Here is a 15667-nt window from a genome sequence, read left to right as displayed (position 1 = left end):
GTTTGCCGATCACGGCGCCCGGGGAGTGGCAGCCGGTGTCACGCACCCCCAGCGACAACCCCGCCGGCGGCTCGGCCGCCGTCCGCACCCGCCGGCTGCGCGAGACGGCCCGCGACGTCCTCGGCTTCGGGGAGTTCCGGCCGGGCCAGGAGCGCGCCATGCAGACGGTCCTCGCGGGCCGGGACACGCTGGCCGTGCTGCCGTCGGGCGCGGGGAAGAGCGCCGTCTACCAGGTCGCGGGGCAGCTGCTCGACGGCCCGGTCGTCATCGTCTCGCCGCTCATCGCCCTGCAGCGCGACCAGGTCGAGCGGCTCGCGGAGCTCGGCGAGGCGGCCGGGCGCGCCGCCCAGCTGAACTCCAGCCTGTCCGCCGGCGACCAGCGCGCGGCCCTGGAGGGCATCGCGGACGGAACGGTCCGCTTCCTGTTCCTCGCCCCCGAGCAGCTGACCAAGCCCGAGGTGGTCGAGGCCGTCCGCGACGCCGGCCCGGCGCTGTTCGTCGTCGACGAGGCGCACTGCGTCTCCGCCTGGGGCCACGACTTCCGGCCCGACTACCTGCGCCTCGGCCAGGTCGTCGAGCAGCTCGGCCACCCGACCGTGCTGGCCCTCACCGCCACCGCCGCGCCCCCTGTGCGCGCCGAGATCGTCGAGCGGCTGGCCATGCGCGACCCGGAGGTGGTCGTCGCCGGGTTCGACCGCCCCGAGATCCGCCTGGAGGTCGACCACCACGCCGACGCGCACGCCAAGCGCGCCGCCGTCCTCGACCGGGCCGCCGGCGAGGTCGAGGCCGGCCGCGGCCCCGGCATCGTCTACAGCGCCACGCGCAAGGGCACCGTCGACCTCGCCGACGCGCTCACCGAGCGCGGCCTGCGCGCCCGGCCGTACCACGCGGGCCTCAAGAAGAGCGAGCGCGAGGACACCCAGCGCGCGTGGATGGAGGACGAGCTCGACGTCGTCGTCGCCACCACCGCCTTCGGCATGGGCATCGACAAGCCCGGCACCCGCTTCGTGGTGCACGCCGAGCCCGCCGACTCCGTCGACAGCTACTACCAGGAGATCGGCCGGGCCGGCCGCGACGGCGAGCCCGCCCTCGCGGTCCTCGTCTACCGCCAGGAGGACCTCGGCCTGCGCCGGTTCTTCGCCGCCGGCGCCCCCGCCGAGGAGGAGCTCCAGCAGGTCGCCGGACTGGTCGCCGCCGCGCCGGCGGCCGGCCTCGACGACGGCGTCGACGTCAGGAAGCTCCGCGAGGAGACCGGCCGCGGCGCCACCCCGCTGGCCCGCGACCTCAACCTGCTCGAGCAGGTGTCGGCCGTCGTCCTCGACGAGGAGGGCGCCGCCCACCCCGCCGAGGGCGCCCCCGCCCCCGGCGACGCCGCGGCCGCCGCGCGGGAGCTCGCCGAGCACCACGAGCGGGTCGACCAGAGCCGCGTGGAGATGATGCGCGGCTACGCCGAGACCACCGAGTGCCGCCGCCAGTACCTGCTCGGCTACTTCGGCGAGCAGCTCGAGGAGCCGTGCGGCAACTGCGACACCTGCTCGGCCGGCACCTCGCACGAGCAGCACGTCGGCGACGACGCCGAGACGCCCTTCCCACCCGAGACCCCGGTGACCCACACCGAGTGGGGGCCCGGCGTGGTCATGCGGGTGGAGGACGACCGGGTCGTCGTCCTGTTCGAGGAGGTCGGCTACAAGACCCTGGCGCTCAAGGCGGTCGAGGCCAACGACCTGCTGCAGGTCCGCGGCACCTGACGGGGGACGACGGGGAGGACCGTCGGGGACGATCCTGCGCGGGCGCGGGCGGGGGCAGCCGGGCATGCTGTGCGGCACGTCACACCTCGACCGGAAGAGGGAGCCCATGGCCTCGACCCCGCGGTCGCCGCTCGGCGACGAGGCGCTCGACCAGCTGCTCGCCCACGCCCGCCTGGAGCTCGGCCCGGACCGGCGCACAGCCGCCACCCCCGCCGTGACCATGGTCCTGGGCCTGTACGACAGCCTCGACGGGATCGCGGTGGGCGAGACCCCGCCGGCCACCGGCTTCGACGCGCGGTGGGAGTGAGGACGTGCAGCCCTTCGAGCTGAGCATCGCCGAGGCCGCCCGGCAGATCGAGCAGCGCGCACTGTCCCCGGTCGAGCTCGTGCAGTCCGCCCTCGACCGCATCGAGGAGGTCGAGGACCGGCTGGGCGCCTTCGTCGTGGTGACCGCCGACGCGGCGCTGGAGGCCGCCCGCCGGGCGGAGGAGGAGATCGGCGACGGCGGGTACCGCGGCCCGCTGCACGGCATCCCCGTGGGCATCAAGGACCTCTACGACGTGGCAGGCCTGCCGACGACGTCCAGCTCCGCGGTGCGCTCGGGGCACGTCGCCACGGAGGACTCCGCCTGCGTCGCCCGGCTCCGCGACGCCGGGGCGGTCGTGGTGGGCAAGACGCACACCCACGAGTTCGCCTACGGCGTGCTCACGCCGACCACCCGCAACCCCTGGGACACCCGGCGCGTGCCGGGCGGCTCCAGCGGCGGGTCCGGGGCCGCGGTGGCCGGCGGGGAGTGCCTGATGGGGATGGGCACCGACACCGGCGGCTCCATCCGCATCCCGGCGTCCGTGTGCGGCACCGTCGGCCTCAAGCCGACCTACGGCCGGGTGTCCCGCGCCGGGGTCACCTCGCTGTGCTGGTCGCTCGACCACGCCGGTCCGCTCACCCGCACCGTGCGCGACGCGGCCCTGACGCTGCAGGCGATCGCCGGGTTCGACGCCCGCGACCCCGGGTCGGCGAAGGAGCCGGTCCCCGACTTCACGGCCGGCCTCGACGCCGGGGTCGCCGGCCTGACGCTCGGCGTCCCGGCCAACTACTTCTTCGACGACGTCGACCCCGAGGTGGAGGCGGCCGTCCGGGAGGCGATCGGCGTCCTCGAGGCCCGGGGAGCGCGGCTGCGCGAGGTGGAGATCCCCTACGCCGAGCACATGATGGCCGTCGAGTTCGGGGTCCTCGTGCCCGAGGCCAGCGCCTACCACCAGGAGATGCTGCGGGAGTCCGGGGACCTCTACACCGACGACGTCCGGGTCTTCCTCGAGGCCGGCGAGACGGTGCTCGCCACGCAGTACATCAAGGCGCTGCGCGTCCGGACGCTGGTGCAGCAGGCGTTCCGCCGCGCCTTCGAGGGCATCGACGCGCTCGTCTGCCCGACCCTGCCGGCCGCGGCGGCCGAGGTGGGGCAGCAGACCTTCACCTTCCCCGGCGGCACGGAGAAGGCGGTCATCGACGCCTGGGTCGGGCACTCGGCCCCCGGCAACGTCACCGGCCTGCCGGCGCTCACCGTCCCGTGCGGCTTCACCTCGGCCGGGCTCCCGATCGGCCTGCAGGTCATCGGCCGGCCGTTCGACGAGGGAGGCGTGCTCCGCGTGGGGCAGGCCTACGAGTCCGCGACCGACTGGGGGGCGCGGCGCCCTCCGCTGTAGGAGGGCGCCGGCGCCCGGGGCGTCAGCCCACCGGCAACGCGCCCAGCGCCCGGCCGGCCTCGCGGGCGGCACTGAGGGCCGCCACGTGCATCTCGGCGGCGGTGTCGGTGAAGGCGTCCAGGGCGGGGTTGACGCCGACCAGCGTGAACTCCCGCTCGACGACGGTGAGGTCGGCGCCCCAGACGTCGGCGAGGATCCGCCGCAGGTAGGCGGTGGAGTGGTCCCAGCCCTCGCGCGGGGTGCCGGCGCCGTAGGCACCGCCGCGGACGGTGGCCAGCACGGTGGGCGTGCCGGCCAGCAGCGGCGCGGAGCCACCGGCAGCGCGCGGGTCGGCGATGACGAGGTCCATCCACGCCTTCACGTGCTGGGAGATGCCGAAGTTGTAGAGCGGCACCGCCAGCAGCACGGCGTCGGCGGTCGTGAGCTCGTCGACCAGCGCGGCGCTCAGCGCCAGCGCCGCGCGCTGCTCGGGGCTGCGCAGCTCCTCCGGCGTCGCCGCCCCCGAGACGGCGGCGGCCCAGGCGCCGGAGGGCAGCGGGTCCAGGCCCACGTGCCGGCGGACGACGACGTCGCCGGGGTGGGACTGCTGCCACTCGGCCTCCACGACGTCGGCGATCTCGCGGCTGGCGGAGCCCTCGGGGCGGATGGTGGCGTCCAGGCGGAACAGGGTCACGGCGGTCTCCCAGGGATGAGGAACGGGGGTGTCCCCGGGTGGCGGCGTCGCCGGCGGGGTACCCGGAACATTCCGCCGTGAGATGTTCTGTGTCAAGAAGTTCTGAGGACGGAAGGCTGGTTGTCCCCCTCGGTACCGTGGGGACGTGACCGCGACCGAGGACGACACGGGCCCCGCGCCCGTGCACTCGGCGCTGACCGGCGACCTCACCTGGCTGCTGCAGCGCGTGGGCAGCGGGCTGGCGGGCGCGATGGACCACGTCGCCCGCGTACACGGCGGCAGCCTGCGCAGCGTCGTCGTCCTGCGGCTGCTGGCCGCCTGCCCGCCGGCGACGCAGCTGGCGCTCGGCTCGTCCGCCGGCCTGGACAAGACGACGGTCACCTCCGCCCTCGACGCGCTCGAGCGCGCCGGCTGGGCGGTCCGCCGCCCGTCGGCGCACGACCGCCGCGTCCGCCTGGCCGAGATCACCGACGCCGGCCGCGAGTGGCTGGCCGCCGTCGAGCCGGAGCTCGCGCGGGTCGAGGACGAGCTGCTCGCCGACCTCCCCGCCGCCGACCGCGAGCACCTGGTGGGCACCCTGCACCGGCTCGCCGCCGGCCGGTTCGCCAGCGCCGCGCCCCCGTCGGGGTCCTGCGTCTAGGTCGCCCGACCGGGCTCCCCCGGCCCGCTCGCCCTGCGGGACCGCCGCCGCGCGCCGAAGATCAACCGCAGAGAGCCGGGCACCGCGCCCGGTGCGGGAGGAGTGCGCACGTGAAGGTCCTCGGCATCAACGCCATCTACCACGACCCCGCAGCGGCGCTCGTCGTCGACGGGAAGGTCGTGGCCGCGGCCGAGGAGGAGCGCTTCAGCCGGCGCAAGCACGGGAAGCGGCCCCTGCCGTGGAGCGCCTGGGAGCTGCCCGAGCTGTCGGCGGCCTGGTGCTTGGAGCAGGCCGGCATCCGCCCGGAGGAGCTCGACGCCGTCGCCTACTCCTTCGACCCCGCCCTCATGGGCACCCCGGAGGACTCCGGGCTGTTCGACGACGGCGACACGATGCGCAAGCGGTACGCCGAGATGGCGCCGGACTTCCTCGCGCACGCCCTCCCCGGCCTGGACCCCGCGAAGGTCCGCTTCGTCAAGCACCACGTCGCGCACGCCGCCTCGGCCGGCAAGGCCGCCCCGCAGCGCGACAACGCCGTCCTGGTGCTCGACGGCCGCGGCGAGGCGCACAGCCACCTCGCCGGACGCTACGTCGACGGGCAGCTGGAGGTCCTGGCGGGGCAGTCGCTGCCGCACTCGCTGGGCCTCATGTACGAGGAGCTCACCGACCACCTGGGCTTCCTGCGCAGCTCCGACGAGTTCAAGGTCATGGCGATGGCCTCCTACGGCAAGCCGCGCTTCCTCGGCGAGCTGTCCGAGCTCATCCGCGCCACCGGCGACGGCGGCTTCCGGACCGAGCGGATCGACTTCTCCGAGTTCGCCCCCCGCCTCGCCAAGGACGAGCAGTGGACCGAGGACCACGCCGACCTCGCCGCCAGCGTCCAGACGCGGCTGGAGGAGGTCCTGGTCGACCTCGCCCGCTGGGTGCACGAGCAGACCGGCGAGAAGACGCTGACGATGGCCGGCGGCACCGCGCTCAACTGCGTGGCCAACACCCGCATCCTCGCGGAGAGCCCGTTCGAGCAGGTCTGGGTGCAGCCGGCCGCCGGTGACGCGGGCACCGCGCTCGGCGCCGCCCTGCACGTGGCCGCCGAGCTCGGCGAGCGCACCGAGCCGATGCCGGGCGCGGCGCTGGGCCGCGGCTGGAGCGACGACGAGATCGAGCGCTGGCTGCAGACCGCGGCCATCGACTACGAGCGGCCCGACGACGTCGCCGAGGCCGTGGCCGAGGTGCTCGCCGACAACGGCATCGTCGCCTGGTTCCAGGGCCGCAGCGAGTACGGCCCGCGGGCGCTGGGCCACCGGTCGCTGCTCGCCCACCCCGGCTTCGAGGCCAACCTCGAGCGGATGAACGACGTCAAGGGCCGCGAGCAGTTCCGCCCCGTGGCGCCGATGGTGCTGCTCGAGAAGGCGCCGGAGATCTTCAGCCGCGGGCCGATCCCCTCGCCGTACATGCTCTTCGTGCACGACGTCGCCCCGGAGTGGAAGGACCGCATCCCCACGGTCACCCACGTCGACGGCACCGCGCGCATCCAGACCATCGACCCGGACACCGAGCCGCTGGTGCACCGGATGATCTCCGCGTTCGAGCGGCGCACCGGGCTGCCCGTCGTCGTCAACACCAGCCTCAACACCGCCGGGCGACCGATGGTCGACGACCCCCGCGACGCCCTCGAGTGCTTCGGCTCCGCGCCGGTCGACCTGCTGGCCATCGGCCCGTTCGTCGTCCGCCGGCCGGTGCGCACGCCCCGTCCCGAGTAGCCCCGCGGCGGTCCGCCCCCTCCCCGGACGGGGGAGGGGCGAACCGGACCGGCCCGGCGTGCGAACCCCGTGTGCACGGCGGCCTCCGGCAACGATCCGGCATCGACGGTCCCCCGAACGGGGGTCCGGCGTTCCGGGCCGCGCACCGGGGGTATCCACCACCAGCGTCCGCCACGACGGCGGGCGCACCACACACGCGGAGGAACTCACACGATGGCTACTACGGGGAACACCGGCGCCCGGCCGGGGATGACCTGGCCGCAGATGCTGGCACTCGCCTTCGGCGTCATCTACCTGCTGGTCGGCATCGTCGGCTTCTTCATCACCGGCTTCGACGGGTTCGTCAGCAACCGCACGGCCGACGGCAACGACGACATGCTGCTGTTCTTCATGATCAACCCGCTGCACAACATCGTGCACATCGTCATCGGCCTGGCCGGCATCGCCCTGTCCCGCACCCTGTCCGGTGCCCGCACCTACGGCTGGCTGCTCGCGGTCGGCTACGGCGCGGCCTTCGTCTACGGCCTCATCGCCGTCGGCAAGGACTGGGACTTCCTCAACATCAACGCCGCCGACAACGTGCTGCACATCGCCACCGCCGTCATCGGCCTGGTGATCGCCCTCGGCCCCGTGAACAACACGGTCGCCCGCCCCACGCGCGCCTAGACCCAGCGCCGCTCACCGGAGCCGGTCCCCCGTCCGCGGGGGGCCGGCTCCGGTGCGTCCGGGACCGGGACGCACGCCACACCCCGCCGCGACGACCGGTCCGCCGCGGTCTACCTTCCGACGCATGGACTTCGCCCTCTCCGCCCGAGCCGAGGACGTCTGCGGCCGGATGTGGGACTTCATGCGTGAGCAGGTCTTCCCCGCCGAACCCGTCTACGACGCGTGGCGCGCCGAGCGCGGCCACGACGACCACGGCCACCCGCCGGTCCTCGAGGACCTCAAGAAGGAGGCCCGCGCCCGGGGCCTCTGGAACCTGTTCCACCACGAGCTCGCGGGGCTGACGAACCTCGAGTACGCGTCGGTCGCCGAGATCATGGGCTGGTCGCCGACCATCGCCCCCGAGGCCACCAACTGCGGTGCCCCCGACACGGGCAACATGGAGACGCTGATGCTGTTCGGGACGCCCGAGCAGAAGCAGCGCTGGCTCGACCCCCTGCTGGAGGGCGAGATCCGCTCCGGCTTCGCCATGACCGAGCCCGACGTCGCCTCCTCCGACGCGCGCAACATCCAGACGTCGATCGTCCGCGACGGCGACGAGTACGTGATCAACGGCCGCAAGTGGTGGACCACCGGCGCCGCCGACGAGCGCTGCCAGATCTTCATCGTCATGGGCAAGACCGACCCCGACGGACCGCCGCACCGGCAGCAGTCGATGGTGCTCGTGCCCCGCGACACCCCGGGCCTGGAGATCGTCCGGCACCTGCCGGTGTTCGGGTACCAGGACCAGCACGGCCACTCCGAGCTGCGCTTCACCGACGTCCGCGTGCCGGTGACCAACATCCTGGCCGGCGAGGGCGACGGCTTCATGATCGCCCAGGCCCGGCTCGGCCCCGGCCGCATCCACCACTGCATGCGCGCCATCGGCATGGCCGAGCGGGCGCTCATGCTCATGGTCGAGCGGTCCAAGCAGCGGGTCGCCTTCGGCCGCCCGCTGGCCGACCAGGGCACCGTGCGCGACGCCATCGCCCGCTCGCGGATCGAGATCGACCAGGCCCGCCTGTACGTGCTCAAGACGGCGGACCTCATCGACAAGTACGGCGCCAAGGGCGCGCGCACCGAGATCTCGGCGATCAAGGTGGCCGCGCCGCAGGTCGCGCTCGACGTCATCGACCGCGCCATCCAGATCCACGGCGGCGCCGGCGTCAGCAACGACACCGTGCTGGCCCGCTTCTACGCCAGCGGCCGCACGCTGCGCATCGTCGACGGCCCGGACGCCGTGCACATCCGCGGCGTGGCCAAGGAGGAGCTCGCCCGCGAGCGCCCCTGGGTGGGCTAGCCGCCCGACGACGGGCCCGGCACCTCCGCGAGGTGCCGGGCCCGTCGTCGTCTCCGGGGGTCCTCCCTCAGATCTGCAGGTTGCCGCCGATCGCGCCGCCGGCGAGCTTGGCCTGCAGCGTCGAGCGGTCGAGCCCCGCCGCCTCGAGCGCGTCGGCGTGGGCGTCGGTGTCGATCTCGTCGGGCAGTTGCGCGTCGACCGCGTCGGCCCGGTCGTTGTCGCCCTCGCCCCGCAGCACCTGCACGAGCTCCTGCTTGCTCAGCTTCACGCGCGTCTCCCGTCGTCGGACCCTGCCTGCTCCGGGGAGTGTGGTGCCGGTCACGGAGCCGCCGCAAACGGGCGATCCCGTTCAGCGGGCGCGGGACCGCCGCAGCAGCACGCCGCCCGCGACCAGGAGCCCGGCGGCCAGCACGAGCTGGCCGGCGCCCACGCCGGACCGGCCGCTGCCGAACCAGGTGACCGACGTCAGCAGCAGCACCGCGCCGATGCCCAGCACCAGCAGCGCCACGAGCCGTTCCCGCCCGGCCGCCCGGCCGCGGTCCCGGCCGCCACCGGCGCCGCCGGCGCCGCCGCCGTCGCCGCCCCGGGGTGCCCCCGCCATGTCGCCTCCGCTCCGGCCGGGCACCCGCCGCGGCCTGCCCCGAGCCAACCAGACGACGTCGGTGCGCGGGCGCGCGAGGTCTCGACAGGCAAGCAATCACTTGCGTATGGTTCGGCCGTGGGCGACGTGTTCAAGGCCCTCGCCGACCCGACCCGCCGCGCGCTGCTCGACGAGCTGCAGGACCGGGACGGCCAGACGCTGTTCGAGCTGTGCACCCGGCTGCTGCACCGGGGCGTCTCCTCGTCGCGCCAGGCCGTCTCCCAGCACCTCGACGTGCTCGAGCAGGCGGGACTGGTCCGGCGGCGGCGGGAGGGGCGCTACACGTTCCACTCCCTGGACACCGCGCCGCTGCGCGCCATCACCGAGCGATGGCGCACCGACCCCGAGGAGGGCCCGTGCGGATCACCCTGACCAGCGTCCTGGTCGACGACCAGGAGAAGGCGCTGCGCTTCTACACGGAGGTGCTGGGCTTCGTGAAGAAGACCGAGGTCCCCCTCGGCGAGCACCGCTGGCTGACCGTCGTCTCGCCGGACGCGCCCGACGGCGTCGAGCTGGTCCTGGAGCCGGGCGCCCACCCGGCCGTACCGCCCTTCAAGGAGGCCCTCGTCGCCGACGGGATCCCCTTCACCTCGTTCACCGTCGACGACGTGCACGCCGAGGCCGAGCGCCTCCGGGGCCTCGGCGTCCGGTTCACCCAGGAGCCGCTGGCCATGGGCCCGGTGACCACCGCCGTCTTCGACGACACCTGCGGCAACCTCATCCAGATCGCGAGCGTGCCCGCGGCCTGAGCGGTCAGCCCCGGCGCGTGGGGGGCTCGCCGGCCGCGAGCGCGGCCTGCGCCTGGGCCGGGTCGTAGGCGCAGGCGTCGGCGACGTCGGCGGCCGGTGCCGCGCCCTCGACCGGCTGCGGCGGCGAGCCGTTGGGCACCTCGGCGCCCGAGGCGCTGGTGCCCGGGGCGGGCGCCGGCGCCGGGGCCGACGTCGCCGTGCCGGCGAGGGTCTCCTGGACGATCTGGCGCATCTTCGGGTAGTCGGGGTACGCCGGGTCGATCAGGCTGGTGTCGAAGACGACGCTGCGCACCTCGGCGTCCTTGACCAGGAAGGCCAGGTCGACGAAGTCGTCCAGCGCCGAGCGCGGGATGTCGGTGCTGACGATGTCCTGCGTCGTCGCCGCCAGCTCCTGGTACTGCTCGAGCAGGGTGATCGGGTCGGCGGCGTCGATGATCGCGTCGATGGTGCAGCGCTGGCGGGCCATGCGGTCGTAGTCGGTGAGGCCGAACCGGCCGCGCGCGAAGTGCAGCGCCGTCTCACCGTTCATCGTCTGGTCCGGCCCGGGCGCGATGTAGGCGTCGGGGAGGATGCCCAGCGTCGGCTCGCCGTTGATCGGCACGTAGTAGTTGACGTTGACGGTGATCCCGCCGAGCGCGTCGACCAGCCGGCTGAACCCGTCGAGGTTGACCAGCACGAAGTAGTCGATGGGCAGGCCGAGGGCCTCCCCGACGCCGAGCTTCAGGAAGTCGGCGCCCGGGTCGTCGGTCGGGCCGAGGACGTCGGGGTGGTCGGCCGGGCCGTTGCGGTAGACGGCGTTGAGCAGGCTCTCGCTCTCGCTGCCGGACTCGAAGCCCTCGGGGTAGATGGCGGCGAGCGGGCTGCTCGCCGGGAAGGGCAGGTCCTCGAGGTTGCGCGGCAGGCTGATCAGCGTCGTCTCGCCGGTCTCGGTCTCGATGCTGGCGACGATGACCGTGTCGGTGCGCACGCCCTCGCGGCCCTCACCGCCGTCGCCGCCGAGGAGCAGCACGTTGACCCGCTCCTGGTCACCGAACGGGTCGGGGGTGTCGACGACGGTGGCCGACTCGCGGTCCTCGGCGAAGACGCCCTCGAGCAGCCCGCGCTGTGCGGCGGCCACGGTGCCGACCCGGTAGGCCGGGTAGGCGACGGCCGCGACGAGGGCGGCGACGAGCAGCCCGCCGAGCAGGTGCCGCGGCCGGCTGCTGTGGCGGGGCAGCAGCGACCGGTAACCGGTGACGATGACCGCGGCCCAGGCGACGGCGAGCACGGCGATGCCGGCGATCAGCCAGACCAGTCCGGTGGAGTCGACGGCGAGCTGCACGGCGCTGCGGCGGCCCGCGGTGGCCAGCCAGACGCCGCCGCCGACGAGCAGGAGCGCGACGACGAGCACGGCCGCGCCGACGCGGCGCCGTCCCGAGGCGAGGAAGGCGGTGCCGGGGACGGCGGCGTTGAGGGCCGTGAGCCCGAGGACGGAGGCCAGCGACCGGGACTCCGGGCGCCCGCGCCGGGACCGGCGCCCGCTCGCGGTGGCGGAGCGGCCCTGCGGGACCGGCGGCAGGTCGGGGGCCTCACCGATCGGGCGGGTGAGGTCCTGGTCGTCGGTCACGGGCGCACCCGGGACGGGACGGGTCCGTCCTCCCTGGCTCGGCTCGTCCGGATCACGGTCACCCGGCCATGATCCCACTGCCTGGGTGCGGTCACGACCGTTCCGTACCCCGCGCACGGTCGGCCCACCCGGACGGACGTGAGATGCGTCTCCCCAGGTCACGGGCGGTGTCCGGGTGGCGGCCGGCCGTGACGGACGCCGCCGGGAGGAGGCCGTCGGCGCCGTCTCCTAGGCTCGGGTGCCGTGCGACTGGCCACCTGGAACGTGAACTCGATCCGCACCCGCGTCGACCGGGTGGCCGCCTGGCTGCAGCGCCGCGACGTCGACGTCCTGGCGCTGCAGGAGACCAAGTGCCGCGACGACCAGTTCCCGCAGGAGCGGTTCCGCGAGCTCGGCTACGAGGTCGCGCACGTCGGCTACTCGCAGTGGAACGGCGTCGCCGTCCTGTCCCGGGTAGGGCTGGCCGACGTCGAGGTCGGCTTCCCCGGCATGCCCACGTGGACGGCCAAGGAGGGCGCTGAGCCGGCCGCGGAGGCGCGCGCCCTGGGCGCCACCTGCGGCGGCGTGCGGGTGTGGAGCCTCTACGTGCCCAACGGCCGCCAGCTCGGCGACCCGCACTACGCCTACAAGCTCGAGTGGCTCGCGGCGCTGCGCGCCGCGGCGGGCGGCTGGCTCGCCGCCGACCCGGCGGCCCAGGTGGCGCTGGTCGGCGACTGGAACATCGCCCCGCAGGACGACGACGTGTGGGACATGTCGGTGTTCTCGCACTCGACGCACGTCTCCGAGCCCGAGCGGGCCGCGTTCCGCGCGGTCGTGGACGCGGGCTACGCCGACGTCGTCCGCCCCCTGGCGCCCGGTCCCGGCGTCTACACCTACTGGGACTACACGCAGCTGCGCTTCCCGCGCCGCGAGGGGATGCGGATCGACTTCACGCTGGCCTCCCCCGCGCTGGCCGGCCGGGTCACCGCGGCGCTCATCGACCGCGAGGAGCGCAAGGGCAAGGGCGCGAGCGACCACGCCCCCGTGGTGGTCGAGCTCGCCGACCAGCAGGCCTGACGGGCCGGCGCCTGCGGCAGCCGGGGTCGGTCAGCCCGCGGCGGGAACGGCTCCGGCCGGCCGCGGCGCGGGCGTCGCACCGGCCCGGCCGGCCTCGGGGGCCCGGAGCGCCGCCGTCGTCACGGACGCCTCGTAGCACCACCACACGCGGCCCCGGGTGTCGCGCTCGCGCCGGGGTGCGGAGACCCGCAAGCCCGCCCAGTCCGGCTCGCCGTCGTCGCCGGCGTCCTCCAGGCAGCGGCACAGCTGGGCGCGCAACGCCAGCGCCGCCCGCTCCGGATGCCTGCGCCGTAGTGCCGTCACCGCCCAGTAGGTCGCCATGGCGCACAGGGTGGGGCCGGGTCGTGCGCCCGTCGTCCCCCGGAGGGGTCGGACGCCGGGGTCAGTTCCCGTCGAGGCGCTGCACCGTCGCCGCGTGCCGGCGGGCGAGCTCCTGGTAGATCGCGGGATTGCCGTCGACCCACACCGCGGCGCCCTCGGTCAGCGGGCCGCGCACCGTCGCCGGCGCGCCGAAGGCGAGCACCTCGTCGGGCACCACCATGCCCGGCGGCACGAGGCTGCCGGCGCCGACGAGCGACCGCCGGCCGATGCGGGCGCCGTCCTGCACGGTCGACCCGTTGCCGATCAGCGCCTCGGCGCCGATCACCGAGCCGTGGACGACGCACACGTGCCCGATCGTGGCGCCGGGGCCGACCTCGGTGACCGGGTCGTCGCCGCCGTGCAGCACCGAGTTGTCCTGCACGTTGGCCCCGGCCCGGACGACGATCGCGCCGAAGTCGGCGCGCAGCACCGCCCCGTACCAGACGGAGGCACCCGCCTCGACGACGACGTCGCCCACCAGCGTGGCCGTCGGCGCCACCCACGCGTCGGGGTGCACCTGCGGCGATCGGCCCTCGAAGGAGAACAGCGGCACGGTCCGGCAGCCTAGACCGCGAGGTGGCCCACCTCACCGCCTGACCTGCGCCGATGTCCTGCGGCGGGGCATCGGCGGGGGGCCCGCGGTGTTGTACCTGCCGATGACCGCGCCCGCTCTCCTCGCCGCTCCCGACGCCGCTCCTGACGCCGCCCCCGCCCCGTCCCGCCTGTGGACGCCGAAGCGCGTCCTCGTCACCCGCTCGGCCGCCGAGCGCCCGCACGGGCAGCGCGTGCTGTCCCGGCTCGAGGCCGCCGGCGTCGACGCGATCGAGCTGCTCCCCGGCGACCGGTTGCCGTCGCTGCGGGGCGACGACGACCGCGCGGCGTTCATGGCCGCCAAGGACACGATGGCCCTGGTCGTCCCGCCGCCGTCCAAGCGCAAGCTGCAGCCCATCCCGCCGTCGGCGGACTTCCGCCTCGACCTGGCCGAGGGATGCCCCGCGCACTGCCAGTACTGCTACCTCGCGGGCTCCCTGTCCGGCCCGCCGATCACCCGCGTGTGGGCCGACCTCGACGAGGTGCTCGAGGGCCTGGACGACTACGTCGGCCGCGGGACCATCACCTCCGGCACGCTCGAGCGCGGCGGCGAGGGCACCACGTTCGAGGCGTCCTGCTACACCGACCCGCTGGCCATCGAGCACCTGACCGGCGGCCTGTCCCGCATGGTCGAGCACTTCGGCACCCACGCCTGGCCCGGCCCCGTGCAGCTGCGCGCCACCACCAAGTTCGATGACGTGGCCGGCCTGCTCGACCTCCCCCACGGCGGGCGCACCCGGCTGCGCTTCTCGGTCAACGCCACGGCCGTCGACCGGCGTTTCGAGGGCGCGACGGCGAAGGTGCCGGCCCGGCTGCGCGCGCTCGCGGCGGTGGCCGCGGCCGGTTACCCGGTCGGCGTCACCATCGCGCCGATCATGCCGGTGGAGGGCTGGCGCGAGCAGTACGCCGAGCTCCTCGACGGCATCGCCGCCGCCGTCCCGGCCGGGCACGACCTCACCGTCGAGTGCATCACCCACCGGTTCACGCCGGGTTCCAAGGAGACGCTGCTCGACTGGTACCCGCGGACCAAGCTCGACATGGACGAGTCCCGCCGCACCACCAAGCGCGGCAAGTTCGGCTCGGTCAAGCACGTCTACCCCCGGGAGACGATGGCCGAGCTGCGCGGCTGGTTCGAGCGCGAGGTCGCCGAGCGGCTGCCCGGCGCCCGCCTCCTCTACTGGACCTGAGGGCACCGGGAGCTCCACGCACGTCCTGAGCCCGCAGACGTGCGCATCGCTCCCCATGCCTCGACGGGGCCCCGCCACGCGCACGTAGCCTGGCCCCTCGTGCTCGTGCTCCTGCCCCCGTCGGAGACCAAGTCGCCCGACGGCGACGGCGCCCCGCTGGACCTGGCCGCGCTGTCCACGCCGGAGTTGACACCGGTCCGCGAGCGGCTGGTCGACGCGGTCGTCCGGCTGGCCGCCGACCCGGCCGCCGCCCGCGCCGCGCTCGGCCTCTCCCCCGCCCAGGACGCGGAGGTCGCGCGCAACGCGGCGCTGCGCACGAGCCCGACCGTGCCGGCGATCGAGCGCTACACCGGCGTCCTCTACGACGCGCTGGGCATCCGCACGCTCACCCGCGCGCAGCGGGCCCGCGCCGACCGGCGGCTGGCGGTCGGCTCGGCGCTGTTCGGCCTGGTCCGCGCCGGCGACGCCATCCCCGCCTACCGGCTGTCGGCGGGGTCCGCGGTGCCCGGCCTGCCCACCCTGCGCGCGCTGTGGCGGCCGGCGCTCGGCCCGGTCCTCGCCGCGAGCGGTGAGCTCGTCGTCGACCTGCGCAGCGGCGCCTACCAGGCGCTCGCCCCGGTGCCCGGCGCGGTGACCGTCGACGTGCTGAGCGAGCGACCCGACGGCAGCCGCACCGTCGTCAGCCACGCCAACAAGGCGCACAAGGGCCACGTGGCGCGGCTGCTGGCCACCACCGCCGCGGAGCCGGACTCCGCCGTCCGGCTGCGGGCCCTGCTCCGGCGGGCGGGGTTGCACGTGGAACACGACGGCGGCACGGCGCTGACGCTGGTGCTGCCGCCGTCCTGAACGCGCGTCGCCACGCGATGTGATACGGAGCGCACCATTCGTGAGGCCTGTTGGCCACAACGGGTGCCGCTTACGATGTACACCGCGCCCGGACCGAGACACGGCC

At 75.0% G+C, this 15667-nt stretch carries 18 protein-coding genes; 12 read left to right on the top strand and 6 right to left on the bottom strand.

Annotation, left to right across the window (positions count from 1 at the left end; genetic code table 11):
• Positions 1-35 precede the first annotated feature (35 nt).
• From ACI79X_RS14005 to ACI79X_RS13995, 3 genes are all read left to right on the top strand, one after another.
• Entirely contained in the window at positions 36-1748 is a 1713-nt protein-coding gene (locus ACI79X_RS14005; protein ID WP_457026017.1) for a RecQ family ATP-dependent DNA helicase, read from the top strand.
• Between the two features lie 106 nt (positions 1749-1854).
• Entirely contained in the window at positions 1855-2055 is a 201-nt protein-coding gene (locus ACI79X_RS14000; RefSeq protein WP_457026016.1) for a hypothetical protein, read from the top strand.
• Positions 2056-2059: 4 nt separating this feature from the next.
• Entirely contained in the window at positions 2060-3451 is a 1392-nt protein-coding gene (locus ACI79X_RS13995; protein WP_457026015.1) for an amidase, read from the top strand.
• 22 nt (positions 3452-3473) lie between these two features.
• On the opposite strand, the gene ACI79X_RS13990 is transcribed toward ACI79X_RS13995, so the two are convergent.
• On the bottom strand, positions 3474-4124 hold the full coding sequence (locus ACI79X_RS13990) for an FMN-dependent NADH-azoreductase (protein WP_457026014.1): 651 nt from the start codon (positions 4122-4124) through the stop codon (positions 3474-3476).
• Positions 4125-4269: 145 nt separating this feature from the next.
• Between ACI79X_RS13990 and ACI79X_RS13985 the strand changes: the two genes are divergently transcribed.
• The 4 genes from ACI79X_RS13985 (at position 4270) to ACI79X_RS13970 (ending at position 8526) form a co-directional block, all read left to right on the top strand.
• On the top strand, positions 4270-4764 hold the full coding sequence (locus ACI79X_RS13985; RefSeq protein ID WP_457026013.1) for a MarR family winged helix-turn-helix transcriptional regulator: 495 nt from the start codon (positions 4270-4272) through the stop codon (positions 4762-4764).
• Between the two features lie 110 nt (positions 4765-4874).
• Entirely contained in the window at positions 4875-6524 is a 1650-nt protein-coding gene (locus ACI79X_RS13980) for a carbamoyltransferase family protein (RefSeq protein WP_457026012.1), read from the top strand.
• Positions 6525-6737: 213 nt separating this feature from the next.
• The gene (locus ACI79X_RS13975) at positions 6738-7190 is read left to right on the top strand and encodes a DUF4383 domain-containing protein (RefSeq protein WP_457026011.1); all 453 of its coding nucleotides are present in this window, start codon (positions 6738-6740) and stop codon (positions 7188-7190) included.
• Positions 7191-7314: 124 nt separating this feature from the next.
• A complete protein-coding gene (locus tag ACI79X_RS13970; RefSeq protein ID WP_457026010.1) occupies positions 7315-8526 on the top strand; it encodes an acyl-CoA dehydrogenase family protein in 1212 nt (403 codons plus the stop codon).
• A 67-nt stretch (positions 8527-8593) separates the two neighbouring features.
• Here the strand turns inward: ACI79X_RS13970 and ACI79X_RS13965 are convergent, their stop codons facing one another.
• Positions 8594-8794, bottom strand: coding sequence for a hypothetical protein (locus ACI79X_RS13965; protein WP_457026009.1), 201 nt, complete (start codon positions 8792-8794; stop codon positions 8594-8596).
• A gap of 81 nt (positions 8795-8875) precedes the next feature.
• Positions 8876-9127, bottom strand: a complete 252-nt coding sequence (locus ACI79X_RS13960) for a hypothetical protein (protein WP_457026008.1) — start codon at positions 9125-9127, stop codon at positions 8876-8878.
• 117 nt (positions 9128-9244) lie between these two features.
• On the opposite strand from ACI79X_RS13960, the gene ACI79X_RS13955 reads away from it, so the two are divergent.
• Together ACI79X_RS13955 and ACI79X_RS13950 are read left to right on the top strand one after the other, a co-directional pair.
• Positions 9245-9538, top strand: a complete 294-nt coding sequence (locus ACI79X_RS13955; RefSeq protein WP_457026007.1) for an ArsR/SmtB family transcription factor — start codon at positions 9245-9247, stop codon at positions 9536-9538.
• Complete coding sequence (locus tag ACI79X_RS13950) at positions 9523-9915, top strand: VOC family protein (protein ID WP_457026006.1); 393 nt, start codon at positions 9523-9525, stop codon at positions 9913-9915. Before ACI79X_RS13955 ends, ACI79X_RS13950 begins: the two co-directional genes overlap by 16 nt.
• A 4-nt stretch (positions 9916-9919) precedes the next feature.
• On the opposite strand, the gene ACI79X_RS13945 is transcribed toward ACI79X_RS13950, so the two are convergent.
• Positions 9920-11521 carry an LCP family protein gene (locus ACI79X_RS13945; protein WP_457026005.1) on the bottom strand — a complete coding sequence of 534 codons (1602 nt, stop codon included), beginning with the start codon at positions 11519-11521 and terminating at the stop codon, positions 9920-9922.
• A gap of 243 nt (positions 11522-11764) precedes the next feature.
• Between ACI79X_RS13945 and ACI79X_RS13940 the strand changes: the two genes are divergently transcribed.
• A complete protein-coding gene (locus tag ACI79X_RS13940) occupies positions 11765-12577 on the top strand; it encodes an exodeoxyribonuclease III (RefSeq protein WP_457026004.1) in 813 nt (270 codons plus the stop codon).
• A gap of 30 nt (positions 12578-12607) precedes the next feature.
• Here the strand turns inward: ACI79X_RS13940 and ACI79X_RS13935 are convergent, their stop codons facing one another.
• Both ACI79X_RS13935 and ACI79X_RS13930 read right to left on the bottom strand, forming a co-directional pair.
• Positions 12608-12898, bottom strand: coding sequence for a hypothetical protein (locus ACI79X_RS13935; RefSeq protein WP_457026003.1), 291 nt, complete (start codon positions 12896-12898; stop codon positions 12608-12610).
• Positions 12899-12959: 61 nt separating this feature from the next.
• A complete protein-coding gene (locus tag ACI79X_RS13930; RefSeq protein ID WP_457026002.1) occupies positions 12960-13490 on the bottom strand; it encodes a gamma carbonic anhydrase family protein in 531 nt (176 codons plus the stop codon).
• A gap of 88 nt (positions 13491-13578) precedes the next feature.
• On the opposite strand from ACI79X_RS13930, the gene ACI79X_RS13925 reads away from it, so the two are divergent.
• Together ACI79X_RS13925 and yaaA are read left to right on the top strand one after the other, a co-directional pair.
• Positions 13579-14715 carry a spore photoproduct lyase family protein gene (locus ACI79X_RS13925; RefSeq protein WP_457026001.1) on the top strand — a complete coding sequence of 379 codons (1137 nt, stop codon included), beginning with the start codon at positions 13579-13581 and terminating at the stop codon, positions 14713-14715.
• Between the two features lie 99 nt (positions 14716-14814).
• Complete coding sequence (gene yaaA / locus ACI79X_RS13920; protein WP_457026000.1) at positions 14815-15561, top strand: peroxide stress protein YaaA; 747 nt, start codon at positions 14815-14817, stop codon at positions 15559-15561.
• The last annotated feature ends 106 nt before the right edge of the window (positions 15562-15667 follow it).

The sequence above is a fragment of the Geodermatophilus sp. SYSU D01119 genome (assembly GCF_054049975.1).
The sequence above is the reverse complement of the archived record's forward strand: the minus strand, read 5'-3'. Positions and strand labels throughout refer to the sequence as shown.

Coding starts and splice junctions, on each gene's coding strand:
- ACI79X_RS14000 (WP_457026016.1), top strand. CDS start 1,855: ATGGCCTCGACCCCGCGGTCGCCGCTCGGCGACGAGGCGCTCGACCAG.
- ACI79X_RS13935 (WP_457026003.1), bottom strand. CDS start 12,898: ATGGCGACCTACTGGGCGGTGACGGCACTACGGCGCAGGCATCCGGAG.
- ACI79X_RS13975 (WP_457026011.1), top strand. CDS start 6,738: ATGGCTACTACGGGGAACACCGGCGCCCGGCCGGGGATGACCTGGCCG.
- ACI79X_RS13960 (WP_457026008.1), bottom strand. CDS start 9,127: ATGGCGGGGGCACCCCGGGGCGGCGACGGCGGCGGCGCCGGCGGCGCC.
- ACI79X_RS13970 (WP_457026010.1), top strand. CDS start 7,315: ATGGACTTCGCCCTCTCCGCCCGAGCCGAGGACGTCTGCGGCCGGATG.